Here is a 24,261-nt window from a genome sequence, read left to right as displayed (position 1 = left end):
GCGGTGCGCGCGGCGCGCGAGAGGTCGCTGGTGTACACGAGGTCGAAGCGCTCCCCGGCGAGGCGGCGACCCAGGAGCCTCGCCTGCCGTTCGCCGTCGGGGGAGAGCGGCGTGTCGGCGTGGCCCTGCCAGCGGCCCACGGCGTTCCATTCGGTCACGCCGTGCCGGACGAGCGTGAGCCTCACTTGGCGGGGTCCGCGTCCGGCGCGGGGTCGAGCGGCGGGACGGGCACGGGCCGTCCGTGCGCGTCCACCGCGACGAACACGAACGAGCCGCTCGTGGCGAGCTGCTGCTCGCCGCTCGCGAGGTGCTCGCGGTAGACGTCCACGCGGATGGTCATGCTGGTCCGGCCGACCTTCACGACGCTCGCCTCGAGCGCGACGGCGTCCCCGACGCGGATGGGCACGTGGAAGTCCACGCCGTCCATGCGGGCCGTGACGACGTTGTTCTTGCAGTGGCGGACGGCGGCGACGGACGCGGCCTTGTCCATGAGGCTCAGCACGAAGCCGCCGAAGGCGGTGCCGTGGTAGTTGGTGTCCTTCGGGAAGACCAGTTCGAGCATGCGGGCCCCGGGGGCCCGGAGGGTCGTGGAGGCGGGGGCGCTCATGGGGAAGAGTGTATCCCTTGCTCCGGGGGGCGCCGTCATGTTGAGATGACGCGGCCCCTCCCGGCGGAAGTGTCGCCGGGCGAGCTCTCCGAAGGAACTTGTAAGGCAACCGTAAGGAGGACAGGCGTAAGGATAAGGCAGGCGACAGCCCGGCGTGCTTGGATAGGCGTCAGACCGCCTTCGAGACGACATTTCCGGCGCTCGCGGTCCTTGTCTTTCCCGGGGAAACTTGATAAGCTAGCACTCAACTTTCTTGGGCAAGAGGCGCACCACCCTTCAGAGCAGTCCAGAGCAGTCCGCGCCGTCCGAAAGGAGCGACAAGATGCCCGCCGAAAACATCCAGAGCCAGACACCGCTCCCCGCCACCATGCCGGTCTGTCCGGTGCGGGGCAGCGTCATCTACCCCACGATGGTGCAGCACATCGACGCCGGTCGGGCGCTCTCCATCGCCGCCATCGACGCGGCCATGGCGCAGAACAAGGTCATCATGATCGTGTCGCAGCGCGACAAGGACGTCGACGCCCCCGAGGGCGGCGACCTCTACGACATCGGAACCGCCTGCAGCATCCTCCGCGTCCGCAAGAACCCCGACGGCACCGTCCAGATGCTCGTCTCGGCCCTCTCGCGTGTCCGCGCCAGCGGCTACCGCACCGTCGGCACGCACCTCGAGGCCACCGTCGAACCCTTCGAGGTGGGAGGCGGCGACAAGGTCGAACTCGAAGCGCTCTCCCGCGAGCTCGAAAGCAAGTTCGAGAACCTCATCCAGGGCGGCAAGTTCATGGCCCCGGAGACGGTCCAGCACATCCAGAACCTCGAGGATCCCGGCGTCATCGCCGACCACATCGCCTTCAACATGGACTTCAAGCTCGAGGACAAGCAGAGCGTCCTCGAGGCGCCCACCCTCACCGACCGCCTGCGGCGCGTCCTCACCCTCCTCGACGCCGAGGCCGAGGTGATGAGCGTCCAGCAGCGCATCCGCCAGCAGGTCAAGGAGGAGATCGACCGCAACCAGCGCGAGTACTACCTCCGCGAGCAGATGAAGGTCATCCAGAAGGAGCTCTCCGGACAGGAAGGCGAGGAGGGCGACGAGGCCGAGGAGTTCCGCGCCAAGATCGAGAAGCTCGGCCTGAACCCCGACGTGAAGAAGGAAGTGGACCGCGAGGTCAACCGCCTCGCGCGCATGCATCCCGACGCCGCCGAGGCCGCCGTCATCCGCACCTACCTCACCTGGGTCACGGAACTTCCCTGGAACACCCGCAGCGACGACCGCCTCGAGATCAACGAGGCGTCCGGCATCCTCGACGAGGACCACTACGGCCTCGACAAGGTCAAGGACCGCGTGCTGGAGTTCCTCGCGGTGCGCCGTCTGCGCAAGGAACGCGCCGAGCGCGGCGAGATCGACGCCGCCGAGGTCAACAAGGGCCCCATCCTCGTCTTCACCGGCCCTCCCGGCGTCGGCAAGACCAGCATCGCGCAGAGCATCGCGAAGTCCCTGGGCCGCAAGTACGTCCGCATCGCCCTCGGCGGCGCGCGTGACGAGTCCGACATCCGCGGGCACCGCCGCACCTACATCGGCGCCATGCCGGGCCGCATCATCCAGGGTCTGCGCACCGCCGGCACCAAGAACCCCGTGATGCTCCTCGACGAGGTCGACAAGCTCGGCAGCAGCTACCAGGGCGACCCGAGCGCCGCGCTGCTCGAGGTCCTCGACCCCGCGCAGAACCAGCACTTCACGGACCACTACATGGGCGTCGCCTTCGACCTCAGCGAGGTCATGTTCATCGCGACCGCCAACTACCCCGAGCAGATCCCGCCCGCGCTGTACGACCGCATGGAGGTCATCGACTTCAGCTCGTACATCGAGCAGGAGAAGCTCGAGATCGCCAAGCGCTACCTGCTGCCGCGCCAGCTCACCCAGAACGGCCTGAAGGGCAACCAGATCGCCATCACCGACGCGGCCCTGGAGAAGCTCATCTCGCACTACACCCGCGAGGCGGGCGTCCGCAACCTGGAGCGCGAGATCGGCACCGTCGCCCGCAAGGTCGCGCGGCGCATCGCGTCCGGCGAGCTCAAGCGCGCCAAGGTCACCGACAAGGAACTGGAGCGCTACCTCGGCAACCCGCGCTACACGCCCGAGCACGAGGCGCGCGAGGACATGGTCGGCGTGTCCACCGGCATGTTCTACACGCCCGTCGGCGGCGACATCCTCTTCGTGGAGACGTCCGTGATGCCCGGCAAGGGCCTCGTCCTCACCGGTCAGCTCGGCGACGTCATGAAGGAGTCCGCCCGCGCGGCCCTCACGTACGCGAAGAAGAACAGCGAGCGCTTCCACATCACCCGCGAGCGTCTCGACGACTCCGAGATCCACGTGCACGTCCCGGCGGGCGCCGTCCCGAAGGAGGGCCCCAGCGCGGGCGTCACGATGGCGACGAGCCTGATCTCCGCCCTCACGAACATCCCCGCGCGCCGCGACGTCGCCATGACCGGCGAGATCACCCTCACGGGGCGCGTCCTGCCGATCGGCGGACTCAAGGAGAAGGTCCTCGGCGCGCGCCGCGCGGGCATCCGTCACATCGTGATGCCCAAGGCGAACGAGGGCGACCTGCGCGACATCCCCGAGCACCTGCGCGCCAGCATGACCTTCCACCCCTGCGAGAGCCTCGACGAGGTCCTCGAGGTCGCCATCGTCGGCGGTCTGCGCGCCCTGGAGGGCCGCGCGAGCGGCACGGCGGGCGGCGGCGCGACGCCCACGAAGCGCAAGAGCAACCGCCGCAAGGACGAGGGTGACGCCGCGCGCGCCTGACGCGCGGGCACCGTGAAGAAACGCCAAGACCCCCGGCCTCGCTGGGGGTCGCTTCGTGGGGCGCGCGTATGCTGAACTGAGGTTCTCCCGACGCACGCCCCTCCACCGACAGGAGCTTCTCCGTGGCCAATCCACTCACGTATCTCGTCGCGACGCCGTACCTGACGGGCAGCATGTTCGAACGTGCCGTCATCCTGCTGCTCGACCACAACGCCGACGGCGCCATGGGTCTCATCGTCAGTCTGCAGACGGACATGCCCATCGGCGACCTCCTCCCGCTCGCCAAGGGCCGCGCCGAGCAGGCCTTCCTGGGCGGCCCGGTGGACCCGCAGGTCGGCTGGTGCCTCTTCGAGCGTCCCACCGGCGAGCCCGGCGAGGTGCGCCTCGCCCCGAACCTGTTCGTGACCAGCAGCCTGGAGGTGCTGGAGAAGGTCCTCCAGAACGAGGGCCGCTTCATGCTGATGCTCGGCTACGCCGGCTGGGGTGCCGGGCAGCTGGAGGAGGAGACCCACATCGGCTCGTGGCTGTACCTCGAGAGCGGCCCCGAACTCGCGCTCGACGTGCCCCCGGAGGAGCGCTGGAACCGCGCGTGGGAGCTGCTCGGCGTGGACCCCAGCACGCTCGTCGCGGGCGGCGCCCAGGCCTGAGCAGCGGTCAGCCGTCAGCCGTCGGTGAAGTGCATCCTCGCTGACGGCTGACGGCTGCTCAGGCCTGCATCTTGCGGGTCATCTTCTCCGCCTCGATGGCGCGCTGCAGGTCGCGGATCTGACCCAGCAGCGACATCTGCTCCGCCGGGGGCGCGCCCGCGACGCGTTTCTTGAGGTCCGAGAGTTCCGCCTTCAGGTCGTCGATGTTGAGCTTGCTCTCGATCTCGTGGACGGCGCGGCCGTCCTGCTCGCCCATCTTCTTCTCGTGGTCCTCGGCGTTCTGACGGCTGATCAGGCCGGGCGTGCGCGCCTCGAACAGCAGCCGGATCAGCAGCTGCTGCTCGGGCTGACCGTCGAAGGTCGAGATGATCTCCTCGGCGCTGCGGGTGCCGCGCGCGGCCAGCACGACCTTGCGGACCGTCTCGTTGCGCCACGAGCGCAGCCCGTCGAGCTTGTCGAGCAGTTGCGGGCTGCGCAGGATCGCCTTGAGCAGTTCGAGCTCGTCCTGCTCCTCCTTGTGGGTGGCGGAACTCATGCCCTGGATCTGCACGTCGGAGAGGGTCTTGCGTTTGGCCTTGCTGGCGATCCACTCCATCAGGGCCTCGGGCTTGATGTCGAGCTTCTCGCACACGAGGCCGCGCATGCGCTCGGCGACCTCGTCCAGGGGATCGAGATTCTGCATGCGCGGCAGCAGCATCTGCAGGAGGTTGCGTTTGCCCGCCGTGGTCTTGACGTCGTGCTGCGCGAGCGCGGCGTGCAGGCGGTAGGCGACCTCGTCCACGCCGCCCGCGATGGCGGCGCGCAGCACGCTCTCCCCGCCGTCCGTGCGGAGGGTGTCGGCGGGGTCCTTCCCGTCGGGGACGGTGATGGCGCGGACGTTGAAGCGCGCGCCGATCACCTGGTCGAGCCCGGCGAGCGTGGCGCGCTGCCCGGCCGCGTCACGGTCGAAGAGCAGCGCGAGCGACCGCACGCCCTGCCGCTGCATGAGCGCCGCGTGGTCCGCCGTGAGGGACGTGCCGAGCGTCGCGACGGCGGTGGGGAAGCCGTGCTGGTGCATCGCGATGACGTCCATGTAGCCTTCCACCACGACGAGCTCGCCCTGCTGCTGCGCCTCCGTGCGGGCGATGGAGAGGCCGTAGAGCAGTTCGCCCTTCTTGAAGACCTCCGTCTCGGGGGTGTTGAGGTACTTCGGCTTCTCGTCGCCGAGGACGCGTCCGCCGAAGCCCACGAGGCGCCCGAGGTGATCGCGGATGGGGAACATCACGCGGCCGCGGAAGCGGTCGTAGACGCGGCCCGTCTCGGTGTTCTCGGAGAGCAGGCCCGCCTCCAGCAGCTGCCGCTCGCTGAGGCCGCGCGCCTTGGCGCGCTTGAGCAGGCCGTCCCATTCGGGTGGGGCGTAGCCGAGCTCGAACTTCTCGATGGTCCCGGGGGTGAGGCCGCGCGAGCGGAAGTAGCTCATGCCGGTGCCGGGCAGCATCTCGCGGAAGTACTCCAGCGCGAAGGCGTTGACGTCGTACAGGTCGCGGCTCTGGCGTTCGCCGGTGCGGGTCTCGACCTGCACGCCGGTGCGTTCCGCGAGCTTGCGCAGGGCGTCGCCGAAGTCGAGGTTCTCGACGCGCATCAGGAAGGAGAAGGCGTCGCCGCCCGCCTTGCAGCCGAAGCAGTAGAAGTAGCCCTGCGCGGCGTCCACCTGGAAGGACGGGCTCTTTTCCTTGTGGAAGGGGCACAGGCCCTTAAAGCGGCCCGTTCCGGCGGGGGTGAGGCGGACGTACTCGCCGACGAGGTCGGCGATGTTGAGGCGCGCTTTGATCTCTTCCTTGGTGCCCATGTGCCTTTCGCCCGCTCGCCCGTGGCCGACCGCCGTCCGCCACGCGCCGTGACGACGCGCCCTGTGGGCGGCACGTCGGGTCGGGGGAGTGGTGCGTGGAGGCGCTTCGGTGCCGCTCTCGTGAGCGGATGAGGCCCTCAGTGTACACGCCCCGCGCGCCCAGGTCCAGGGCTGCTGGACGTCGTCCAGGACGACGAAAAATGGGTGACGCCGAGGAAGCGGCGCCACCACGTGAGAATTCGTGTTTATCGGACGTTCATGAGGCGCGGAGCGATCCCTGAACCTCAGTTCCCCAGGAAGCGCGGGTCCATGTCGTAGCCGCTGTAGGGCAGCCCGAGATGGTCGTAGGCGCGCGGCGTCGCGACGCGTCCGCGCGGGGTGCGCTTGATGAAGCCGAGCTGGATGAGGTAGGGCTCGTACACGTCCTCGATGGTGTTCGCGTCCTCAGAGAGGGCCGTGGCGAGCGTGTCCACGCCCACGGGGCCGCCCGCGAAGCGGTGGATCATCGCGTCGAGGAGCTTGATGTCGCGTTCGTCGAGACCGGCCGAGTCGAGGCCGAGCTTGTCGAGGGCGTCCATGGCGCGCGAGAGGCTGATGTTCTTCTCGTTCGCCACCTCGGCGTAGTCACGGACGCGGCGCAGCCAGCGTTTCGCGATGCGCATCGTGCCGCGCGAACGCGCGCCGATCTCGATGGCGGCGTCCTCGTCGAGACCGTAGCCGCTGAGGCGCGCGTCGCGCAGCAGGCCGTGCGCGAGCTCCTCGGGCGTGTAGTACTCCAGGTGCTCGATGATGCCGAAGCGCGAGCGCATGGGCGCCGTGATGAGGCCGGGGCGGGTGGTCGCGCCGATCAGGGTGAAGCGCGGGATGGGCAGCTCGATCGTGCGGGCCGCCGGGCCCTGCCCGAGGACGATGTCGAGCTTGAAGTCCTCCATGGCGGGATAGAGGTGCTCCTCCGCGACGCGTCCGAGCCGGTGGATCTCGTCGATGAAGAGGACGTCGCCCTCCTCGAGGCTGTTGGTGAGGATCGCGGCGAGGTCGCCGGGCTTCTCGATGGCGGGGCCGGACGTGACGCGGATGTTCACGCCCATCTCGTGCGCGATGATGTGCGAGAGGGTGGTCTTGCCGAGGCCGGGCGGGCCGAACAGGAGGGTGTGGTCGAGGGCCTCACGGCGGTTCTTGGCCGCCTGAAGGTAGACGGAGAGCTTCTCCTTGAGCCGTTCCTGCCCGACGTACTCCGCGAGGGACTTGGGCCTGAGGGCGACGTCGGTATCCATGCCCTCCATGTTACGCTATTTGCGAAACGCAAGCGAGAGGACGGCATGAGAAGCAGGAGGACGGACGTCCTCGGCGGCACCCGCCCACGCGACGACACCGCCGTTTCACGTTCCCAGCGAAATCATGACGGAACGCCGCGTCGATGGGAGCGCGTCCAGGTCATCAAGAACACCTTAGGGTCCGCTTTATGTTCCGCTCATCGCTTTTCTTTCATGTCGATTTTCTCTTAGACTTTCTTTAGTTCTACTTGAAGCCCGACGGGGGGACGCGTGCTGACCCACTCTGCCGACGAGCAACTCGGATCGCTCTACGACGCCCTGAGCGTCCTCGTCTGGATCGCCGACGACGACGGCACCCTCATCCACGTCAACCGCGCCTGGGCCGCCCACATCGGCCTGCGTCCCCGCAACCGCGCCGCCGGACGCCTCCTCGACCACGTCCACCCCGACGACCACGCCGACCTGCTCGAAGGCTGGCGCGACGCCGCCGCCCGCCACACCGGCCTGCGCTGCGAACTGCGCCTGCGCCGCCACGACGGCCAGGACCGCTGGCACGACCTGCGCGCCGTCCGCGCCGACCACGGCGGGCTGGAGCGCTGGATCGGCACCTGCACGGACGTTCACGACCGCCGCGTCGCCGAGGAACGCGGAAGCGCCCTGCTCGCGCTCACCGACCGCCTCGCGAACCTCACCCGCGTCGACGACATCCTCGACCTGCTGCCGAGCGCCCTCAGGGAGAGCGCCGACGCGGGCACCGTCGCCGTCCTGTGGCAGCGCGGCAGCGCCCTCTACCCCCACGGGCGCGCCACGACGCCCATCCGCCTCGACGACGACCGCCCCGAGGCCCGCGCCGCCCGAGAGGACCGCCCCACCTACCACCCCGACCGCGCGGGCCGCGCCACCGCCGCGCTGCCCCTGCGCGACGAGCAGGGACTCACCGGCGTCCTGCGTCTCGACTTCGACACGCCCCGCGACTTCGACGCGCCCGAACGCACCCACCTCGAAACGATCGCCGCGCTCCTCGCGCGCACCCTGCAGGGCGCGCGCGCCCAGGAAGCCCCGCGACCGCGCGGGCGCCATGCTCGACCTCGCCTGGTACGGCAGCCCCAGCGCCATCGCCGTCCTCGACACCGACCTGCGCTACGTCCAGGTCAACGCCGCCATGGCCGAGCTCGGCGGGACGCCCGCCAACGACCACGCGGGCCGCACCCCCAGCGAGGTCATGCCCCGCTTCGGCGACGCCGTCGAGGCGATGCTCCAACAGGTCCAGGAGACCGGCGAGGCCATCGCGAACGTGCCCATCTCCGCGCCCGCGCCCGACGTGGAGGGCGGCTGGCGCTACTGGCTCGTCAGCTTCCACCCCGTCCGCGCCGAGAGCGGCCAGCTCGTCTTCCTCGGCATGATCGCCGTCGACATGACGAGAGAGATCCTCAGCGAGGAAGCCCTGCGCGACAGCGAACGCCGCTTCCGCCTCCTCGCGGAGCAGGCCAGCGACCTCGTCGCGCGTCACGCGCCCGACGGGACGTACCTGTACGCCTCGCCCAGCTTCGAACGCGTCCTGGGCTACGCCCCCGCCGACCTCGTGGGCCGCAGCCCCTTCGACCTCATCGAACCCGAGGACCGCGAGGAGGTCACGCGCGCCGTGATGAGCGCCCTCGGCGGCGAGCAGGTGACCTTCACCTACCGCGCCCGCCGCCGCGACGGCACCCTCCGCTGGCTGGAGGCCACCACCCAGTCCGTCCTCGACGAGGACGGCAGCGTCGTCGAGATGCAGTCCGCCACCCGCGACGTCACCCGCCGCAAGGAGATCGAGCTCGCGCTCAGGGACAGCCAGGCGCAGCTCGCCCTCGCCTTCGAGGCGGGCAAGCTCGGCATGTGGGACTTCGACGTCCGCACCGGCAGGAGCTCCTACTCGGGCCTGGAGACCGCCCTGTTCGGCCTCTCGGAGGACACGGCCGAGTTCACCACCGACCTCTTCTACAGCCGCGTCCACCCCGAGGACGTCCCGCGTGTCCGCGCCGCCATCCACGCGGCCCTCGCGCACGGCGGCGAGTACACCGACGAGTACCGCGTCGTCCACGACGGCGGCCAGGTGCGCTGGCTGCGTGCCGTCGGCAGCGTCACCCTCGACGCCGACGGCCGCGCCGCCCGCATGACCGGCGTCCACTACGACATCACCGACCGCCGCGCCGCCGAGGCCGAGGTGAAGGAGCTCAACACCACCCTGGAGCAGCGCGTCCGCGAACGCACCCGCCGCGTCCAGGAACTCCACGCGGAGCTCAGCGCCTTCGCCACGAGCGTCTCCCGCGACATCCAGGAACCCCTGCGGCGCATCGGCGGCTTCCTCAAGCTCCTCGAGAAACGCCTCGGGGACGACATCGACCCGCGCACGAGCGAGTACCTCCGCTACATCCAGGCGGACGGCTCGCGCGTCGGACGGCTCGTGGAGGACCTCCAGAGCTTCGCCCGCTTCGGCCGGGAGGAACTGCGCCTCGCGGAGGTCCCGCTCGGCGGGCTCGTCAAGCAGGTCCGCAGCGACCTCGACGCCTTCACGCGCGGACGGCGCATCGAATGGACCGTCCCGGAACTGCCCAGCGTGCGCGGCGACGCGATGCTGCTGCGGCAGGCCGTCGCGGCGCTCCTCGACAACGCCATCAAGTTCACCCGCCTGCGCGACGTCGCGCACATCGAGGTGGGCGCCCGGCAGGAGGGCCGCGAGATCGTCGTGTGGGTCCGCGACGACGGCGAGGGCTTCCCGCCGCAGGAGAGCGCGCGGCTCTTCAACGTCTTCCAGCGTCTCCACGACGACCGCTTCATCGGCGCGGGCGTGGGCCTGGCGAACGTGCGCCGCATCGTCACCCGGCACGGCGGCCGCGTCTGGGCCGAGGGCGAGGAGGGCCGCGGCGCGACCTTCTACTTCACGCTGCCCGTGGACTGAAGCTCAGATCCGTCCCGCCGCGAGCCTCGGCAGGTCCCGCGCGAGGGTCCCGCTGGCCACGTCGTCCTGCGTGTAGACGCGCCGCATGCGCCCCTCGGCGTCCACGACGGCCACGGTGTCCCCGTGGACGAAGCTGTCGTGCTCCTCGTCGTGCCGGGCGTACACGAAGAAGCCCGCCTCCATCCGCCGCAGGGCCTCCTCCGTGCCGGTGAAGCCCCGGAAGTCCGGGTTGAAGCGCCGCAGGTACGCCCGCAGCACCTCCGGTTTGTCGTTGCCGGGGTCCACGGACACCAGCATGACCTTCACGCGCTCCTTCTGTCCCTCAGACAGGTTCTCGTACGCGCGGGCCAGCACGCCCAGCGTGGCCGGGCACACGTCCGGGCAGCGGGTGAAGCCGAAGAACACGAGGCGCGTGCCCCCGCCGAAGTCGGACAACCTCGCCGCCTTCCCCGCGTCCGACACGAGCGCCTCGTCCGGCACGCGCGGCGCGTTCTGCACGACCGTCCCGCCCAGGGGCGCGAGGACGGTGCGGTAGGCGAGCACGCCGCCCAGCACGAGGGCGACGGCGACCAGGACGGCGGTGATCAGACGGGGCATGAGCACAGGCTAGCGCCGGGGGAGGGGAGGAGTGTCCTGAAGGAGCGGTCAGCGGTCAGCGGTCAGGGATCAGCACGGCGAGTGCCGGGGTGCACGGAACCTGTCTAGGGTGCGGCGGGGGGTGGAGAGGGCCCGAAGCGCAGGCCCCGCATCTCCCGCTTCGTCGACTGACCATCAGAAGAGGAAGGCCCCCGCTTTTGCAGGGGCCTTCCTCTTCTGAGACGTCGCTACCAGATGTAGAAGATCGCGAGGATCAGGATCCAGACGACGTCCACGAGGTGCCAGTAGATGCTGGCGGGTTCGATGGAGCCGTGGTTGTGCTCGTCGAGCTTGCCGGTCAGCGCCTGATAGTACGGCAGGGCGATGCCCGTCGCGCCGATCAGGATGTGCAGGCCGTGCAGGCCCACGATGATGAAGAAGCAGGACTGCCAGAGGTTCTGACGCCAGTCGCTCTCCGCGCCGAAGTGCACGAACTCGTACACCTGGAAGAGCGTGAAGATCGAGCCCAGCACCAGCGTGATGAACAGGCCCAGACGGAAGCGCGTCACCTTGTGCTTCTTGAGGTCCTGCTCCGCCTGGTGCACCACGAACGACGAGCTCACCAGGATGAAGGTGTTGAGGGCCGCGAGCCAGATGGGCGGACGCTCCACCGGGGGCACCGCGAGACCCGCGACGCGCAGGTACACGTAGCCCGCGATCAGCACGGCGAACAGACCCACTTCCGAGATGATGAACCACGCCATCGTCAGGAAGCCGTTGTTGTACTTCGTGAGGTGGTGGTGGTGCACCGGGACGGCGTACTCGAAGGTGCCCGCCCAGCGGAAGAGGGAGTACATGAACAGCACCAGGCCGCCGTACAGCGTGATGGTGTTGACCGAGTCGATGATGCTGCCGAAGCCCGAGTTGAACCAGCCGTGGCTGAGGCCGTAGCCCGCGATGAGCAGCGAGAACGCCGTCATGAAGGGCCACACCGTCGGCTGCGGCAGGTGGATCGTGGCGGGATCGACGGGCTTGAGCTTCGCGCCCATCTGCTCCCAGTCGTACAGGGGACGCTCGGTGGGGAAGGTCTTGGGGAAGTCGTGCGCGAAGTTGTACGCGGCGGGCGGGCTGGCGGCCGTCCACTCCAGGGTGTAGGCGCCCCAGGGGTTCGGGCCGAGCGTGGCGGGCTTGCGGAAGCTCGTGATGAAGTTCCAGACCATCACGATGGAGCCCGCGAGCAGGATGAACGCGCCGATGGTGGACACGAAGTTCAGTTCGTGCCACATGACGTTCGTGTCGGGGTACGTGTAGTAGCGGCGGGGCATGCCGAGCAGGCCCAGCAGGTACTGCGGGAGGAACGTCATCCACGAGCCGACCATGAACAGCCAGAAGTGCCACAGGCCGAGCTTCTCGTCGAGGAAGCGGCCCGTCATCTTCGGCCACCAGTAGTACAGGCCGCCGAACACGAGGAAGGCCGTGCCGAACATCATGACGTTGTGGAAGTGCGCCACGACGTAGTAGCTCATCGTGACCTGGTAGTCGAAGGGCACCATGCCGAGCGACACGCCCGTGATGCCGCCGATCAGGAAGTTGAAGACGAAGCCGATCACCCAGTACAGGGGCGTCTTCATCATGAGGCGGCCGCCCCACATCGTGCCGATGATGTTGAAGATCTTGACGCCCGTCGGGACGGCCACGATCAGCGTGAAGATCGCGAAGGCGATCTGCCAGATGCTCGGGAGGCCCATCGCGAACATGTGGTGGACCCACACGAGCAGCGAGGCCAGCACGATGCCCATCAGGGAGTACACCATCACGCGGTAGCCGAACAGGGGCTTGCGCGCGAAGACGCTGGCGATCTCCGCGGCGATCGCGAGGTACGGCAGCAGCATCACGTACACGGCGGGGTGCGAGTAGAACCAGAAGAACTGCTGGAACAGCACCGGCACGCCGCCGATCTGCGGGTTGAACATCGAGAGGCCCAGCTTGATCTCGAGGTACGTCACGAGCGACGCCGCCGTGAGGCCGCCGAGCGAGATGAGCTGCAGGATGGACGTGCTGAAGATGCCCCACGCGAAGATCGGCATCTTCCAGAGGCTCATGCCGGGCGCGCGCAGGTTCAGGATCGTCGCGGCGAAGTTCGCGGAGCCCAGCAGGGACGCGAGACCGTTGAGGATCAGCGCGACCATCAGCGTGGGCACGCCCGTCCCGGACTGATTCACGGACAGCGGGTAGTAGAACGTCCAGCCGACGCCGGGCGCGCCGCCGTTCCAGAGCGCCGTGAGGATCAGCACGAGCGAGAAGATGAACATCCACACGGCGAAGTTGTTGAGGCGCGGCAGGGCCACGTCACGCACGCCGAGCTGGAGGGGCAGCAGGAAGTTCCCGAAGCCGAACAGACCCGCCGGGATCAGGAAGAAGAAGATCATCAGCGCGGCGTGCGCGGTGAGGACCTCGTTGTACTGCTGCCCGATCAGGACGTCCTGGTTGGGGTTGGCGAGCTGCACGCGGATGGCGACCGCGAGCAGACCGGCGATCGCGAAGCCCAGGATGGACGTCACGAGGTACAGGATGCCGATCTTCTTGTGGTCGGTGGTGGTCATGTAGTCCCAGAGCACCGCGAGGGCGCCTGGGCGCTCGCCGGACTTGGAAGGTACGCTTACGGCCATCTGTGATCTTCCTTTCTCAGCGAACGGGGACGGAGAACTTGCCGGTCTCGCGGTCGTAGTACTCGGCTTCCGCGGGCAGCTTGAGCGACAGCAGGTACGCCTGCAGGTCGTTCAGGTCCTGATCGTTCAGGATCGCCTCGTTGGTCTTCTCGCGGACGTAGGCGGGCATCAGGCTGCCGGGCTTCAGGCCGGGCGAGTTGAGGATCCACGGCTTGAGCTTCTCCAGCGCGGCCTTGCCTTCCCACATGCCCGCGCCGAGCGTCATGCGCGAACCGAAGAAGCTGAGGTCGGGACCGGCGGCGCCGTTGGCGGCCGTGCCCTGCACGCGGTGGCAGCCGCCGCAGGAGGGCGAGCCGTTCTTGCCGTTCAGGAAGATCTGCAGGCCGCGGGCCTCGGCGCTGCCGGGCGCGGGCGTGGGGGCCTTGTAGGCGCGCGCGGCGCTCACGAAGGTGTTCCACTGGTCCTCGGGCAGCACGACGACCTTGAAGCGCATGTTCGCGTGCGACGCGCCGCACAGCTGCGAGCAGTTGCCCTGGTACACGCCGGGACGGGTGTTGTCCACGAAGACCTGGAAGTTGCTGCCGGGCACGGCGGCACGCTGACCGCCGATGTTCGGCGCCCAGAAGCCGTGGATGACGTCGCCCGACGTGACGATCGCGTCGACGGCGCGTCCGGCGGGCATGACCATCTCGTTGCCGTTGCGGAAGCCGCCGAGGTCGGGGTACGTGAAGTTCCACCAGAACTGGCGGCCCAGCACCTCCACCTTCACGGTCTCGCCGCCGACGTTCTTGGCGTACTCGTTGGTGTTGAGGCGCGCCATCGTACGGACCGTCAGGACGCTCAGCACCGTCACGATGATGAGGGGCACGACGATCAGGACGATCTCCAGGGTGTTGTTGCCGTGGAACTGCGCGGGTTCGCGGGTGTCGCCCTTGCGCTCGCGGAATTTCGCGACGCTGTAGAACAGCGCGGCGGACACGCCGATGAAGATGATGATGGACAGGGCGATGGCCCAGATGCTCATCCACCAGACTTCGCGGTTGAAGAACGAGCCGAAGTCGCCCAGGAACGGCAGGTGCCTGAACTGCGTGTCCTGTGCGTGCGCGACGCCGGCCGCGAGGACCGCGAGCGCGCCCAGCGTCTCAGGCCGCAGCCATCGGGACCGGGAGAGCCCCGCGCGGGAAAAAGTGTTCAACATGACTCCTTTCTATCGCACCCAGTGTATGGCGTTTTCGTCGTCATGACAGCAGAGCGCGGTCCACCGCCGCCGCCAGGAAGAGGAGGGCGAGGTAGAGCATCGAGTACTTGTAGAGCGACACCGCCGTGGGCCGCTCGATCTTCCTGTAGAGCCGCCACGAGCCGCGAAGCAGCAGCGCGCCCGTCCACGCGGCGACGACGCCGTAGATCAGGCCGACCTCGCGGAACAGCACGGGCTGCAGCGAGATCACGACGGTGAGGACGGCGTACAGCGCGATCTGCACGACCGTCAGCTTCTCGCCGTGCACGACGGGCAGCATGGGGACGCCCACCTCGGCGTACTCGTCCTTGATCATCAGCGCGAGCGCCCAGAAGTGCACGGGCGTCCAGAAGAAGATGATCGCGAAGAGGTACCACGCGAAGAGATTGAGGTCACCCGTGACGCTGGCCCAGCCGACGAGCGGCGGGAAGCAGCCGGCCGCGCCGCCGATGACGATGTTGTGCCACGTGGTGCGCTTGAGCATCATCGTGTACACCACGACGTACGTCAGCAGACCCGCGAGGGACAGCAGGGCCGTCAGCAGGTTCGCGGCGGCCCACAGCAGGGCGAAGGACGCGACCGTCAGGCTCATTCCGAACACGAAGGCGTCACGCGTGCCGATCAAGCCGCTCGACGTGGGCCGTTTCGACGTGCGCTTCATCTTCAGGTCGATGTCGCGGTCGATGATCATGTTGAACACGCCCGACGCGCCCGCCGACATGTAGCCGCCGACGGCGACGGCGAGGAGCAGCACGAGATCAGGCCAGCCGCGCGCCGCCATGAACATCGCGGTGAGGGTGGTGAACAGCAGGAGGCTGATGACCTTCGGCTTGGTGAGGGCGAGGTAGTCGCGCCACGTGGCGCGTTCCGAGATGGCGACGGTCAAGCGGTCACCTCCTTGAGGGCGGGAGCGCGCTCCGCCTGGAGCAGCGCGTACGAGAATCGGATCGTCACAAGCCACATGATGCATGCCAGCAGCAGATGCGTGATCTGCATGGCGCCCGGCGCCTTCAGGGCGACGTTCACGAAGCCCGCGAGCATCTGCGCGCCGATGATGAGCGTGAGCCCCTGACCCCAGCGGGACACGTCCCGCGACCCCCGCGCCCGTCCCGCCCACGACGCGAGCAGCAGCAGGTACGCGCTCACGCCGATCGCGAGGACCGGGTGGACGACGCGCAGCCGCTGCAGCACCGTCGTGGTGGCGGAGAAGTCGTTCGCGACGGTGCCGAGACCGACCGTGCCCTCCGGGCGGAACAGCAGGTCGCCGAGCGCCGTGACCGCGCCCGCCATGCTCAGCACGAGCACCGCCGCGAGCCCGATCCCCACGGCCCAGCCCGTCCGGCCCTGACCGCGCAGCCGGGCGGGCGTCATGCCCGACAGCCACAGGCAGGTCAGGAACAGCGAGCCGAGCAGCGCGAAGGTGTTCACGAGGTGAACGCCCTGCACGACGCCACGCAGCGGGTCGGTGCTGTCGGCGGTGAGGCCGAGCAGCACCTGCACGCCGCCGACGAGTCCCTCCAGGACGATCAGCGCCAGCGTGAGGACCGCGCCGAGCCGCGCCGCGTGACCGCGCCGGGTGGCGAGCATCACCCACGCGACGAGCGCGATGGCCAGCAGGCCCGACAGGCCGCTCGTGAGTCGGTGGCTGAACTCGATGACGGTGTGCAGCGTCGGCGACTGCGGCACGACCGACCCGTTGCAGGTCGGCCAGTGGCTGCCGCAGCCCGCGCCCGCGCCCGAGATGCGCACGAACGCGCCCCACAGGATCACGAGGACGTTGTAGACCAGCACCCCCCACGAAAACACGGTGAGCGCCGAGGTCCGGCGCGTCACGCTCGCTGTAGTACCTGAATGCACGTTCATCTCCACTCCTGCGGACGGACCACGGAAAAGGGCGGCCCCTCCACGGGGCCTGACCAGGGGTACGCTCAACGCATTCTAAACCTCGCCCAAAGTCACGATCGGGTACATATGTCCTCGCTCCAGGACGGCAAAAAACCGCATACAATGGTGTTCATGGGCGAACTCTTAAGCCTGCTCTCGGTCATCACGATCATCTCCAGCGGGGTGGCGCTCCTCGCGGGCGTCTTTCTGATCAAACGCGGCGAGCGGGTGTGGCACATGCGGGCCATGCTCGCCGCGAGCGGCCTCGCGACCCTCTTCCTCGTCTTCTACCTGTGGCGCATCGGCATCGGCTACAGCAAGTACTACGTCGGCCCCGCCGAGTGGCGCTCCGCGTACTTCGCGCTGCTCATCTCGCACACCATCCTCGCCGCCGCCAACCTGCCGCTCGCCGTCATGGCGGTCCTCAACGCCTGGCGCGGCCTGCGCGCCGCCACCGGCAACCTCGACGCCATCGACCGACCCGCCGCGCGCTCCTACTTCAACCGTCACCGCGCCTGGGTGCGCTGGACGGTGCCCGTGTGGGTGTACGTCGCCGTGACGGGCTGGGCCATCTACTTCGTCATGGAGCACTGGGGCGCCGTGCGCGGCGCGTAGGCGAAATGGCGGTCGGTCGGGCTCCGGTGATCCGGAGCCTGATGTTTCTTCCCGCGCGGCGTTAGGCTGTGGCCATGAAGAAGACGGTCCCCGACCTCGTGCGCTCCACGGACAACCTCGTCATGGTCACGGCGTACGACTATCCCGGCGGCCAGCAGGCCGAACGCGCCGGGGTCGACATGATCCTCGTCGGCGACAGCCTCGGGAACGTCGTGCTGGGATACGAGTCCACCGCGCAGGTCACGATGGAGGACATCATCCACCACGCGCGCGCCGTGCGGCGCGGCGCGCCCGACACCTTCCTCGTGGCGGACATGCCCTTCGGAAGCTTCCAGACGGGCGTCACGGACGCCCTCCGGAGCGCCGTGCGGCTCGTGAAGGAGGCGGGCGCGGACGCCGTGAAGCTCGAGGGCGGCGAGGAGGTCGAGGACATCACCCGGGCCCTCACGCGCGTCGGCATTCCCGTGATGGGCCACGTCGGCCTGCGCCCGCAGACGGCGGTCGCGCAGGGCGGCCTGAAGGTCCAGGGCCGCACCGTCGAGGACGCCCTCGCGGTGCTCGCGGGCGCGAGGAGCGCGGAGCGCGCCGGGGCCTTCGCGGTCGTGCTCGAAGCCATCCCGAGCCGCCTCGCCGAGCTCGTCACGAGCAGGTTGCGCGTCCCCACCGTCGGTATCGGCGCGGGCCCGCACTGCCGCGGACAGGTCCTCGTGTGGCACGACCTGCTCGGCGTCTTCGAGGGCGAGGAGAAGAAGCTCGCGCGCCGCTACGCCGAACTCGGCCGCGACGCCACGCGCGCCCTGCGCGCCTACGCCGAGGAGGTGCGCGGCGGGCAGTTCCCCACCCAGGAGCACGGCTTCCTCATGAAGAGCGACGTGCTGCGCGCCCTGCGCCGTGAACTCGGCGACGACGCCACCGACACGGACGCCGACGCGGACCTCGCGGAACTCCAGAAGCTGTACTGAACGCGCAGGTGAGGCAGGCGGGGGGCGTCACGGGTGTCATCATGCTCGCGTGACCACCACCCCTCTGCGGACCACCGCCGTCATTCTCCTCAGCCGGGTCGCGCTCGTCCTGGCGCTGCTTCATACGTTCGCGGGCGCGGTCCTCTTCGTGTGGGGCCGACGCGCCCTGACGTCCATCCTCATGCAGCTCGGCGCGCCCCTGCCTGCCGTCACGCGCGGCGTCATCATGTTCCCCACGGAACTGGCGGTCGCGCTGGCCGTCCTCGTCGGCGTGTTGCTGGTCGTCCACGAGGTGCGGCGTCGGTCCGACGTCGTCACGCTCGTCGTCAACATCGCCGTCGTCGCGCTGATCATCGAGGTGAGCCTCCTGTGGTACGCGGCGCTCGCGATTCCGATGAACAGCATCGTCAACCAGCTGTCGTGAAACGAGGAGGGGAGGGCGCGCGCACCCTCCCCTCCGTCGGAGGGCCTAATTCAGCGTGCGGTTGCCGCCCTTCATCTCGCGTTCCGCGCGGCGCATCAGGTCGCTGAGCGTCGCGTACCACTCGTCGGAGCGCTCGGTGTGCTCGATCGCCTGACTCGCGTGGCTGTAGATGCCCGCCGGGTCGCGGAAGCCCTGCTGCGCGAGGATGTCGGCGGCCATCTGGTGGCCCGTCACCCAGTCGCGCGTGCCGGGCGCGGCCTCGCGGATGACGCGCTCGTAGTGTTCGAGCGCCTCGTCGAGGTGGTAGTAGTCCAGCGCGACGGAACCCAGCACGAGGCTCGCCGGGACGGTCGCGCCCTGCGACAGCGCGTACTGCGCGTTCTGCTCCGCCTCCTGCAGTCGCCCGAGGCGGTACTCGGCCTCGCCGAGGTCGGCGTACACCTCCGGCAGGAAGGGGTACTCGTCGTGTGCGAGGACCTCCTGGAGGCGGTCGCGCGCCTCGACGGGCTTGTCCATGTCGAGGTACGCGACGCCGAGTTCGTGCAGGGCGTACGGGCGGTCCTGCGGACGCGCGAGCTCCAGCGCCCGCTCGAAGTGCGTGACGGCCTCCTCCATCTCGGCGCGCGCCACGAGCACCTGTCCCCACACGAGCTCCACGCCGTAGCTGGGGTCGCCCGCCTCGCGCTCCAGCCGGCTGGCCGCGCGGATGCTCGTCAGGGCCTGCTCGTCCTGACCGAGGCCCAGCTCGGCCTGCGCACGCAGGTAGTGCCAGTTCGCGAGGTTGAGCTCGTCGTCCGGTCCCGCCGCGCCGCTCTCCTGCCGCGCGCGGTCGAGCAGGTCGAGCGCCTCCTGGTGCCGTTCGAGCTGCAGCAGCACCGCCGCCTGCTCCTGCCGCATGATGGCGCGGCTCTCGCCGACCGCGAGGTGCGCGGCCTCCGCGTAGAGGTTCGCGGCGTCCTCGTGATGGCCGAGCTGCTCCTCGCAGTCGGCCTGCCACGAGCGCAGCCGCCAGCGCAGGTGCGCGGGCAGGTCCGCGCTGGCGGGCGCCACGTCGAGCGCCTCGACGGGCTGGTCGGACAGGGCGAGCGCGACCATCGCGTGAAAGCGCGCGACGGCCTCCTCGTCGGGCAGGCCGAGCCTCAGGGGCGCCGTGAGCGCGCCCCGCGCGAGGTCCGCGCCGCGGGAGGGTTCGTCACGCGCGGTGAGTTCCGCGAGGACGGCGCGGTACAGGCGGTCCTCGCGCAGGTGCGGGTCGAGCGTGACGGCGTCACGGAGGGCCTTGCGGGTGTCGTCGACGCCGCCGTCGCCGTAGAGGCTCGTGACGCTCGCGCCGAGCAGGGCGAGCGCGCCGCGCTGCGCGCGCGTCGCCTCGCCGAAGGCACCGTCGAGAATGCCGTAGGCCGCGTCGAAGTCCTCTTGTTCGAGCGCTTGCGCGGTCTGGTGCCAGGTGGTGGAAAGCTCGATCATCTCTAGGGGGCTAGCGTACCACCCCAGGCTGGGAGAGACACGTTCACGCTCCAGGCATGAGGACCCGACCACGACGAAGGGCGCTCCCTCGACGGGGAGCGCCCTCAGGGCTGGCGGGGAGCCTCAGCTCATCACGCCGAGGTGCTTGTCGAGGACCTTCTCGAAGGAGCGCTTGGGGTGCGCGCCGACGACGGTCTCGACGGGCTGGCCGTCCTTGAACACGATGAGGGTGGGGATGCTCATGACGCGGAACTGCATGGCGGTGCTCTGGTTGTCGTCGACGTTGAGCTTGGCGACCTTCACGCGGCCCTCGTACTGACCGGCGAGTTCCTCGACGACGGGGGCGATCATGCGGCAGGGGCCGCACCAGGGCGCCCAGAAGTCCACGAGGGTGACGCCCTCGGAGATCTCTTGCTTGAAGTTCGCGTCGGACAGTTCGATCGGCTTCATGGAAAGCATTATGCAAAATAAAGCGCCCCGGAAAAGCCACCCCCTCACAATGGAGAGCATGCGAGACGAACTCCGGGCGGGCGCGCGGCTCTTCAACGAGGGTCATTTCTGGGAGGCGCACGAGGCCTGGGAGGACGTGTGGGCGCGCTCCACGGGGTCCGAGCGGGCCTTCGCGCAGGCACTGATCCTGCTGGCCGCCGCCATGCACAAGCGGCGCGCGCACGGGAGCCTCACGGCGCGCAACTTCCACAAGGCGATGCGCCTCGTGGCGACCCTGCCCGACGTGTACGACGGCGTGGATCTGGGCGCGCTCACGTCGGAGGTGTGGGCGGCGCTGCACGACCAGGGGCGCGCGCCCCGTCTGCCCGAGTGAACGGGCGGAGGGACGGACCCGACCGGGTCCGTCCCTCCGCCGCCTCGCCGTTCAGCGGGGGTAGCGGTTCTCGGTGTAGAGGAGGCCGACCTCGGCGTCCGTCAGGGCGCGGTCGTAGACGCGCACGTCGTCGGCCTGCCCGCCGAAGCTGGTGTTGGTGAGGGCGCCGCCGCAGGTGGAGCCGGAGACCTCGGGGCCGACCACGAGGCGTCCGCACACGAAGGGCGACGTCAGCGTGAGGGCCGCGCCGAGCGTGACCTCCTTGGCCTTCGCGCCGTTCACGAACAGCGTGAGGACGTTCTGGTTCCCGACCCGCGCGAGGCGGCCGACGAGCAGGACCCAGGTGTTGACGGGCATGTACGAGTCGCTCGCGGCGGCGGTGTTGCCGCCGACGACCCGAACGAGCATCTCGGGACGTCCGTTGTTCACCCTCAGGACGGGGCCGCGCTCCAGACCCGCCACGGACCTGACGCCCGTCCCGCCGCCCCAGGTGTCCGCCTTCGTCCAGACGGCGAGGGTGAACTGGTTGTCCACGCTGGCCGTCGTCCCGAGGCTCGCGGTGAGCGCGGTGGGGACGTTGCCCGTCTGTCCGGCGTTGAAGAAGCTCATCGCGCGGCCCGCCACGCCGAAGCGGTCGGCGGCGCTCACGATCGCGGGGGAGACGGTGCCGGTCGCGCCGCTTCCGCTGCTGTCGGCGCCGGAACCGTCGAGCTTGTAGTAGCCGCGCAGTCCGGCGGTGGGCGGGCAGGACACGTCGGCGGTGACGGTGGCGGTCGTGGCGCCGCCGCGCGTGTCGGTCGCGGTGATCTTCACGGCGCGGTCGCCGCAGGTGGCGTAGTCGTGGCCGGCCGAGAAGTTCGCGAGGCCCGCCGTGAGCGTCGTGGGGGTCGTGCCGTCGGCCCAGTCGATGCTGACCTTCGCGAGCGTCCCGTCGGGATCGGCCGCGCTGCCCGTGAGGTCCACGTGGAAGCCCGAGGGGGTCGTGGCGAGGTTCGACACGACGGGCAGCAGGTTGCGCGGCGTGAGGGGTTCGGGGTCCGTGGCGTCGGGCAGGGTGTCGTGGTCCGTGTCGGGATTGAACGGGTCGGTGCCGCGCGCCTTCTCGGCGGCGTCGTTCAGGCCGTCGCCGTCCGCGTCCGCGACGGTCGGGCTGCTGTACACCAGCTTCGGGTAGCCCGCGACGGGCGTCGTCGTGACGACGTTCCAGCCGTCGTGGACTTCCGCGCGGTCGTCGCGTGCGTCGCCGTCGGTGTCCTTCACGGTGTCGTCGGTGCCGTAGAGGTACTCCTCGCTGGCGAAGAGGCCGTCGCCGTCGGCGTCACGGACGAGGATCAGCCGCAGTTCGCTGCCCGCCTTGAGGGTGATGTCGTCGAAATTCGTGCCGGACGTGACGCCGAGGTTGCTCGATCCCACCGCCGCCCACACTGAGCGGTTCGCGGTGGAGCTCGTGACGTCGCCGCCCGTCTGGGGGTCGGCGTCGCGCAGGGTCCGCAGGACCTGCACGCCCTTCGCGTTCGCCTCCGTGACGTAGGGGAGCTTCAGGACGTCACGCAGGACCGTGCCGAGCTTCACGCCCGCGATGAGGCCGTCGCGACGTTCGACGTTCGTGGCGACACGTTCGCGGACGACGTGTCCGTTGCCGTAGTCGATCACCACGAGGGCCGTCTGGCCGTTGGTGGTCTCCTTGAGGAACTCGAAGTTGCTGCCGGCGCCGTTGAGGAGGTTGTAGGTGCTGAACTCGAACACGAGGTCCTGCGGACGCGCCATGAGCTGCGTCGCGACGTTCGCGCTCAGGGCGAGCGTCCCGTTGATGACGCCCGTCTCGCCGCCCTTGCTCAGCGTGACGGTGTTCGCGCCGCCGAGGGCGGGCGTGAGCGTCCCGACCGTCAGGAGCGCGCCGGGGTTGGCGGAGTCGCGGCGCAGGACCGTCACGGTGAGGTCGCGCAGCGCGAACGAGATGTCGCCCGTGTTGCGTACCCGGAACCCCACGGACAGGGTGCCGCCGTCGATGGTGTACCCCTCGGTGCTGGCGAGGCCGTTGGCCTCCTCGTAGCTGCGGGCGGTGCTGCTCAGCGACTCCCGCGTGTAGGTCGCGCCCTTCTCGTACCCGTACCCGGCCGTGACGGACACGGACGCGGAGACGGTGGCGTTCACGCCGGACGTGCCGCCCGACAGTTCCGCGCCGACGGTGCTGCTGATCTCGGCGTTGAAGCGGCGCGTCTGCGTGTCGGTGCTGCTCTGTCCCGCGCTGCTGGACAGCGCGAGGCTGCTGCTCTTCGTGGTGTTGCGGGTCTGGTCGGCGGCGTACTTCACGTCGAGCGTCACGGACGGCGCGGTCGCGAGCGACAGTTCGAGACGCGGCGTGTTCGCGACGAGCGGATTGTACGGCTGGCCGCGCAGGACGATCTCGTCGTAGTCGCTGAACTTGTCCCCGTCGGTGTCCGCGAGGATGGGGGAGGTCCGGTACTTCGTGACCTCGCTGCCGTCGAACAGCAGCGCGTTGCCCTGCGCGTCGGCGTCGCTGTCGCGGTCGTCGGGCTTGCTGGCCCAGCGGTTCACCTCGTCGGCGTCGCCGAGGCCGTCGCCGTCCGTGTCGGGCGAGCGGGGGTCGGTGCGCAGCGCGCGTTCCTGCGCGTCGGTGAGGCCGTCGTCGTCCGTGTCAGTGCTGCCGGGGTCGCTCGTGACGGTCCTGGGCGTGCCGACGACGACGCCGCCCTGCTTCACCACCACCTCGTACCCGGCGAGCTCGTCGGCGTTGCTCACGCCGTCCCCGTCGCTGTCGTCCGCGCTCGGCTGGAAGGACGGGGTGACGCTCACGGTCGTGGCGCCGCCCTCCCCGGTCGCGGTCGTGGCGCGCAGGCTGTACGTGTACGTGACGCCCGTCGTGAGGTTGGCGTCCTCGTACGTCGTCGCGTCGCCCGGCAGGGTCGCGAGCGGACCGAACTCCCCGCCGCCGGTGCGGCGCAGGAGCACGTAGCCCGTGGCGCCCGCCACGGTCCTCCAGCTCAGCGTGACGCGGGTGACGCCCGCGCTGGCCCTGAAGTCGGCCGGAACGGACGCGCCGGACGTGGACCCCGGGTCGCCGGGCGCGGCGGGGGAGGAGCACGCGGACAGGACGAGGGTGCCGAGCGCGGCGGTCGTGACGATCCGTGCGGGACGGGCGGCCATGAGGGCGGACAGGGCGAGGGTCAGCATCGTCTTGTTCATACGTCTCCTTGAGGGTCCCGGACGCCGTCCGGCGGGGGGTTCTTCGTGTTCGTCACCACCGTAGGCGGGCGCCGTTAGCTGGCCGTTACGCGCCCGAGTGCGGCAAACCCGGTCGCGCGGGTCGGGGCGGACACGGATAATGCGGGCGTGCGGCTCAATCTGCTGGGTGGGGCGAGGGTTCAGGGTGAGGGTGGGGACGTGGTCCTCCCTGCCGATCAGACGCTGTGGTTGACGGCGCTGCTCGCGGTGAGGGGGGCGCCCGTCGCGCGCGAACGGGTCGCGGGGCTGCTCTGGCCCGAC

General features: G+C 69.6%; 19 protein-coding genes and 1 pseudogene. 8 read left to right on the top strand and 12 right to left on the bottom strand.

Features of this window, described 5'->3' with window-relative positions; translation table 11 throughout:
- Together DEIPI_RS29635 and DEIPI_RS0108300 are read right to left on the bottom strand one after the other, a co-directional pair.
- Nucleotides 1–185 (bottom strand): histidine phosphatase family protein (locus tag DEIPI_RS29635; RefSeq protein ID WP_045233917.1); only part of this gene is annotated, 185 nt, incomplete at its 3' end.
- Complete coding sequence (locus tag DEIPI_RS0108300) at nucleotides 182–607, bottom strand: acyl-CoA thioesterase (protein WP_027481471.1); 426 nt, start codon at nucleotides 605–607, stop codon at nucleotides 182–184. The genes DEIPI_RS0108300 and DEIPI_RS29635, both read right to left, overlap by 4 nt.
- Nucleotides 608–929: 322 nt before the next feature.
- On the opposite strand from DEIPI_RS0108300, the gene lon reads away from it, so the two are divergent.
- Nucleotides 930–3,410: an endopeptidase La gene (lon, locus tag DEIPI_RS0108295; protein WP_027481470.1), complete on the top strand. Its 2,481-nt coding sequence runs from the start codon at nucleotides 930–932 to the stop codon at nucleotides 3,408–3,410.
- Between the two features lie 122 nt (nucleotides 3,411–3,532).
- Nucleotides 3,533–4,057 (top strand): YqgE/AlgH family protein, encoded by a 525-nt coding sequence (locus DEIPI_RS0108290; RefSeq protein ID WP_027481469.1) that lies wholly within the window; start codon nucleotides 3,533–3,535, stop codon nucleotides 4,055–4,057.
- 58 nt (nucleotides 4,058–4,115) lie between these two features.
- Here DEIPI_RS0108290 and dnaG read toward each other — a convergent pair whose 3' ends face one another.
- Together dnaG and ruvB are read right to left on the bottom strand one after the other, a co-directional pair.
- A complete protein-coding gene (gene dnaG / locus DEIPI_RS0108285; RefSeq protein WP_045233916.1) occupies nucleotides 4,116–5,885 on the bottom strand; it encodes a DNA primase in 1,770 nt (589 codons plus the stop codon).
- Nucleotides 5,886–6,169: 284 nt separating this feature from the next.
- Nucleotides 6,170–7,159: a Holliday junction branch migration DNA helicase RuvB gene (gene ruvB / locus DEIPI_RS0108280; protein ID WP_169737053.1), complete on the bottom strand. Its 990-nt coding sequence runs from the start codon at nucleotides 7,157–7,159 to the stop codon at nucleotides 6,170–6,172.
- Nucleotides 7,160–7,429: 270 nt separating this feature from the next.
- Here ruvB and DEIPI_RS42215 point away from each other — a divergent pair.
- Together DEIPI_RS42215 and DEIPI_RS0108270 are read left to right on the top strand one after the other, a co-directional pair.
- Nucleotides 7,430–7,747, top strand: a pseudogene (locus DEIPI_RS42215) (PAS domain-containing protein); the annotation flags it as partial.
- Nucleotides 7,748–8,237: 490 nt separating this feature from the next.
- Nucleotides 8,238–10,097, top strand: coding sequence for a PAS domain-containing protein (locus tag DEIPI_RS0108270; RefSeq protein ID WP_027481465.1), 1,860 nt, complete (start codon nucleotides 8,238–8,240; stop codon nucleotides 10,095–10,097).
- A 3-nt stretch (nucleotides 10,098–10,100) separates the two neighbouring features.
- Here DEIPI_RS0108270 and DEIPI_RS29630 read toward each other — a convergent pair whose 3' ends face one another.
- The 5 genes from DEIPI_RS29630 to DEIPI_RS29620 form a co-directional block, all read right to left on the bottom strand.
- Nucleotides 10,101–10,694 carry an SCO family protein gene (locus DEIPI_RS29630; RefSeq protein ID WP_045233939.1) on the bottom strand — a complete coding sequence of 198 codons (594 nt, stop codon included), beginning with the start codon at nucleotides 10,692–10,694 and terminating at the stop codon, nucleotides 10,101–10,103.
- A gap of 227 nt (nucleotides 10,695–10,921) precedes the next feature.
- Complete coding sequence (locus DEIPI_RS0108260; protein WP_027481464.1) at nucleotides 10,922–13,342, bottom strand: cbb3-type cytochrome c oxidase subunit I; 2,421 nt, start codon at nucleotides 13,340–13,342, stop codon at nucleotides 10,922–10,924.
- A gap of 16 nt (nucleotides 13,343–13,358) precedes the next feature.
- Complete coding sequence (gene coxB / locus DEIPI_RS29625) at nucleotides 13,359–14,540, bottom strand: cytochrome c oxidase subunit II (protein WP_045233915.1); 1,182 nt, start codon at nucleotides 14,538–14,540, stop codon at nucleotides 13,359–13,361.
- A gap of 40 nt (nucleotides 14,541–14,580) precedes the next feature.
- Nucleotides 14,581–15,465, bottom strand: coding sequence for a heme o synthase (locus tag DEIPI_RS0108250; protein WP_027481463.1), 885 nt, complete (start codon nucleotides 15,463–15,465; stop codon nucleotides 14,581–14,583).
- The gene (locus tag DEIPI_RS29620) at nucleotides 15,462–16,442 is read right to left on the bottom strand and encodes a COX15/CtaA family protein (RefSeq protein ID WP_045233914.1); all 981 of its coding nucleotides are present in this window, start codon (nucleotides 16,440–16,442) and stop codon (nucleotides 15,462–15,464) included. Before DEIPI_RS29620 ends, DEIPI_RS0108250 begins: the two co-directional genes overlap by 4 nt.
- A 153-nt stretch (nucleotides 16,443–16,595) precedes the next feature.
- Between DEIPI_RS29620 and DEIPI_RS0108240 the strand changes: the two genes are divergently transcribed.
- The 3 genes from DEIPI_RS0108240 to DEIPI_RS0108230 all read left to right on the top strand — a co-directional run bounded on the left by DEIPI_RS0108240 (nucleotide 16,596) and on the right by DEIPI_RS0108230 (nucleotide 18,464).
- Nucleotides 16,596–17,078 (top strand): DUF420 domain-containing protein, encoded by a 483-nt coding sequence (locus DEIPI_RS0108240; protein ID WP_027481462.1) that lies wholly within the window; start codon nucleotides 16,596–16,598, stop codon nucleotides 17,076–17,078.
- A 74-nt stretch (nucleotides 17,079–17,152) separates the two neighbouring features.
- Nucleotides 17,153–18,040 carry a 3-methyl-2-oxobutanoate hydroxymethyltransferase gene (gene panB, locus DEIPI_RS29615; protein ID WP_084474100.1) on the top strand — a complete coding sequence of 296 codons (888 nt, stop codon included), beginning with the start codon at nucleotides 17,153–17,155 and terminating at the stop codon, nucleotides 18,038–18,040.
- A gap of 49 nt (nucleotides 18,041–18,089) precedes the next feature.
- The gene (locus DEIPI_RS0108230) at nucleotides 18,090–18,464 is read left to right on the top strand and encodes a hypothetical protein (RefSeq protein WP_027481461.1); all 375 of its coding nucleotides are present in this window, start codon (nucleotides 18,090–18,092) and stop codon (nucleotides 18,462–18,464) included.
- A 45-nt stretch (nucleotides 18,465–18,509) separates the two neighbouring features.
- On the opposite strand, the gene DEIPI_RS0108225 is transcribed toward DEIPI_RS0108230, so the two are convergent.
- A complete protein-coding gene (locus tag DEIPI_RS0108225; RefSeq protein ID WP_027481460.1) occupies nucleotides 18,510–19,931 on the bottom strand; it encodes a tetratricopeptide repeat protein in 1,422 nt (473 codons plus the stop codon).
- A gap of 123 nt (nucleotides 19,932–20,054) precedes the next feature.
- Entirely contained in the window at nucleotides 20,055–20,381 is a 327-nt protein-coding gene (gene trxA / locus DEIPI_RS0108220) for a thioredoxin (RefSeq protein WP_027481459.1), read from the bottom strand.
- A gap of 58 nt (nucleotides 20,382–20,439) precedes the next feature.
- On the opposite strand from trxA, the gene DEIPI_RS0108215 reads away from it, so the two are divergent.
- The gene (locus tag DEIPI_RS0108215; RefSeq protein WP_027481458.1) at nucleotides 20,440–20,754 is read left to right on the top strand and encodes a DUF309 domain-containing protein; all 315 of its coding nucleotides are present in this window, start codon (nucleotides 20,440–20,442) and stop codon (nucleotides 20,752–20,754) included.
- Nucleotides 20,755–20,805: 51 nt separating this feature from the next.
- Here the strand turns inward: DEIPI_RS0108215 and DEIPI_RS35460 are convergent, their stop codons facing one another.
- Nucleotides 20,806–23,961, bottom strand: coding sequence for a LamG-like jellyroll fold domain-containing protein (locus DEIPI_RS35460; RefSeq protein ID WP_027481457.1), 3,156 nt, complete (start codon nucleotides 23,959–23,961; stop codon nucleotides 20,806–20,808).
- Nucleotides 23,962–24,261 lie beyond the last annotated feature (300 nt).

Source organism: Deinococcus pimensis DSM 21231 (assembly GCF_000519345.1).
Lineage (GTDB): Bacteria > Deinococcota > Deinococci > Deinococcales > Deinococcaceae > Deinococcus_A > Deinococcus_A pimensis.
Note: the sequence above shows the minus strand (reverse complement) of the source record. Positions and strands in the feature narration are given on the sequence as shown.

Coding starts and splice junctions, on each gene's coding strand:
- DEIPI_RS0108215 (WP_027481458.1), top strand. CDS start 20,440: ATGCGAGACGAACTCCGGGCGGGCGCGCGGCTCTTCAACGAGGGTCAT.
- DEIPI_RS35460 (WP_027481457.1), bottom strand. CDS start 23,961: ATGAACAAGACGATGCTGACCCTCGCCCTGTCCGCCCTCATGGCCGCC.
- DEIPI_RS0108300 (WP_027481471.1), bottom strand. CDS start 607: ATGAGCGCCCCCGCCTCCACGACCCTCCGGGCCCCCGGGGCCCGCATG.
- DEIPI_RS29630 (WP_045233939.1), bottom strand. CDS start 10,694: ATGCCCCGTCTGATCACCGCCGTCCTGGTCGCCGTCGCCCTCGTGCTG.
- DEIPI_RS29620 (WP_045233914.1), bottom strand. CDS start 16,442: ATGAACGTGCATTCAGGTACTACAGCGAGCGTGACGCGCCGGACCTCG.
- DEIPI_RS0108260 (WP_027481464.1), bottom strand. CDS start 13,342: ATGGCCGTAAGCGTACCTTCCAAGTCCGGCGAGCGCCCAGGCGCCCTC.
- DEIPI_RS0108270 (WP_027481465.1), top strand. CDS start 8,238: ATGCTCGACCTCGCCTGGTACGGCAGCCCCAGCGCCATCGCCGTCCTC.
- lon (WP_027481470.1), top strand. CDS start 930: ATGCCCGCCGAAAACATCCAGAGCCAGACACCGCTCCCCGCCACCATG.
- ruvB (WP_169737053.1), bottom strand. CDS start 7,159: ATGGATACCGACGTCGCCCTCAGGCCCAAGTCCCTCGCGGAGTACGTC.
- trxA (WP_027481459.1), bottom strand. CDS start 20,381: ATGAAGCCGATCGAACTGTCCGACGCGAACTTCAAGCAAGAGATCTCC.
- coxB (WP_045233915.1), bottom strand. CDS start 14,540: ATGTTGAACACTTTTTCCCGCGCGGGGCTCTCCCGGTCCCGATGGCTG.
- DEIPI_RS0108225 (WP_027481460.1), bottom strand. CDS start 19,931: ATGATCGAGCTTTCCACCACCTGGCACCAGACCGCGCAAGCGCTCGAA.
- dnaG (WP_045233916.1), bottom strand. CDS start 5,885: ATGGGCACCAAGGAAGAGATCAAAGCGCGCCTCAACATCGCCGACCTC.
- DEIPI_RS0108240 (WP_027481462.1), top strand. CDS start 16,596: ATGGGCGAACTCTTAAGCCTGCTCTCGGTCATCACGATCATCTCCAGC.
- panB (WP_084474100.1), top strand. CDS start 17,153: ATGAAGAAGACGGTCCCCGACCTCGTGCGCTCCACGGACAACCTCGTC.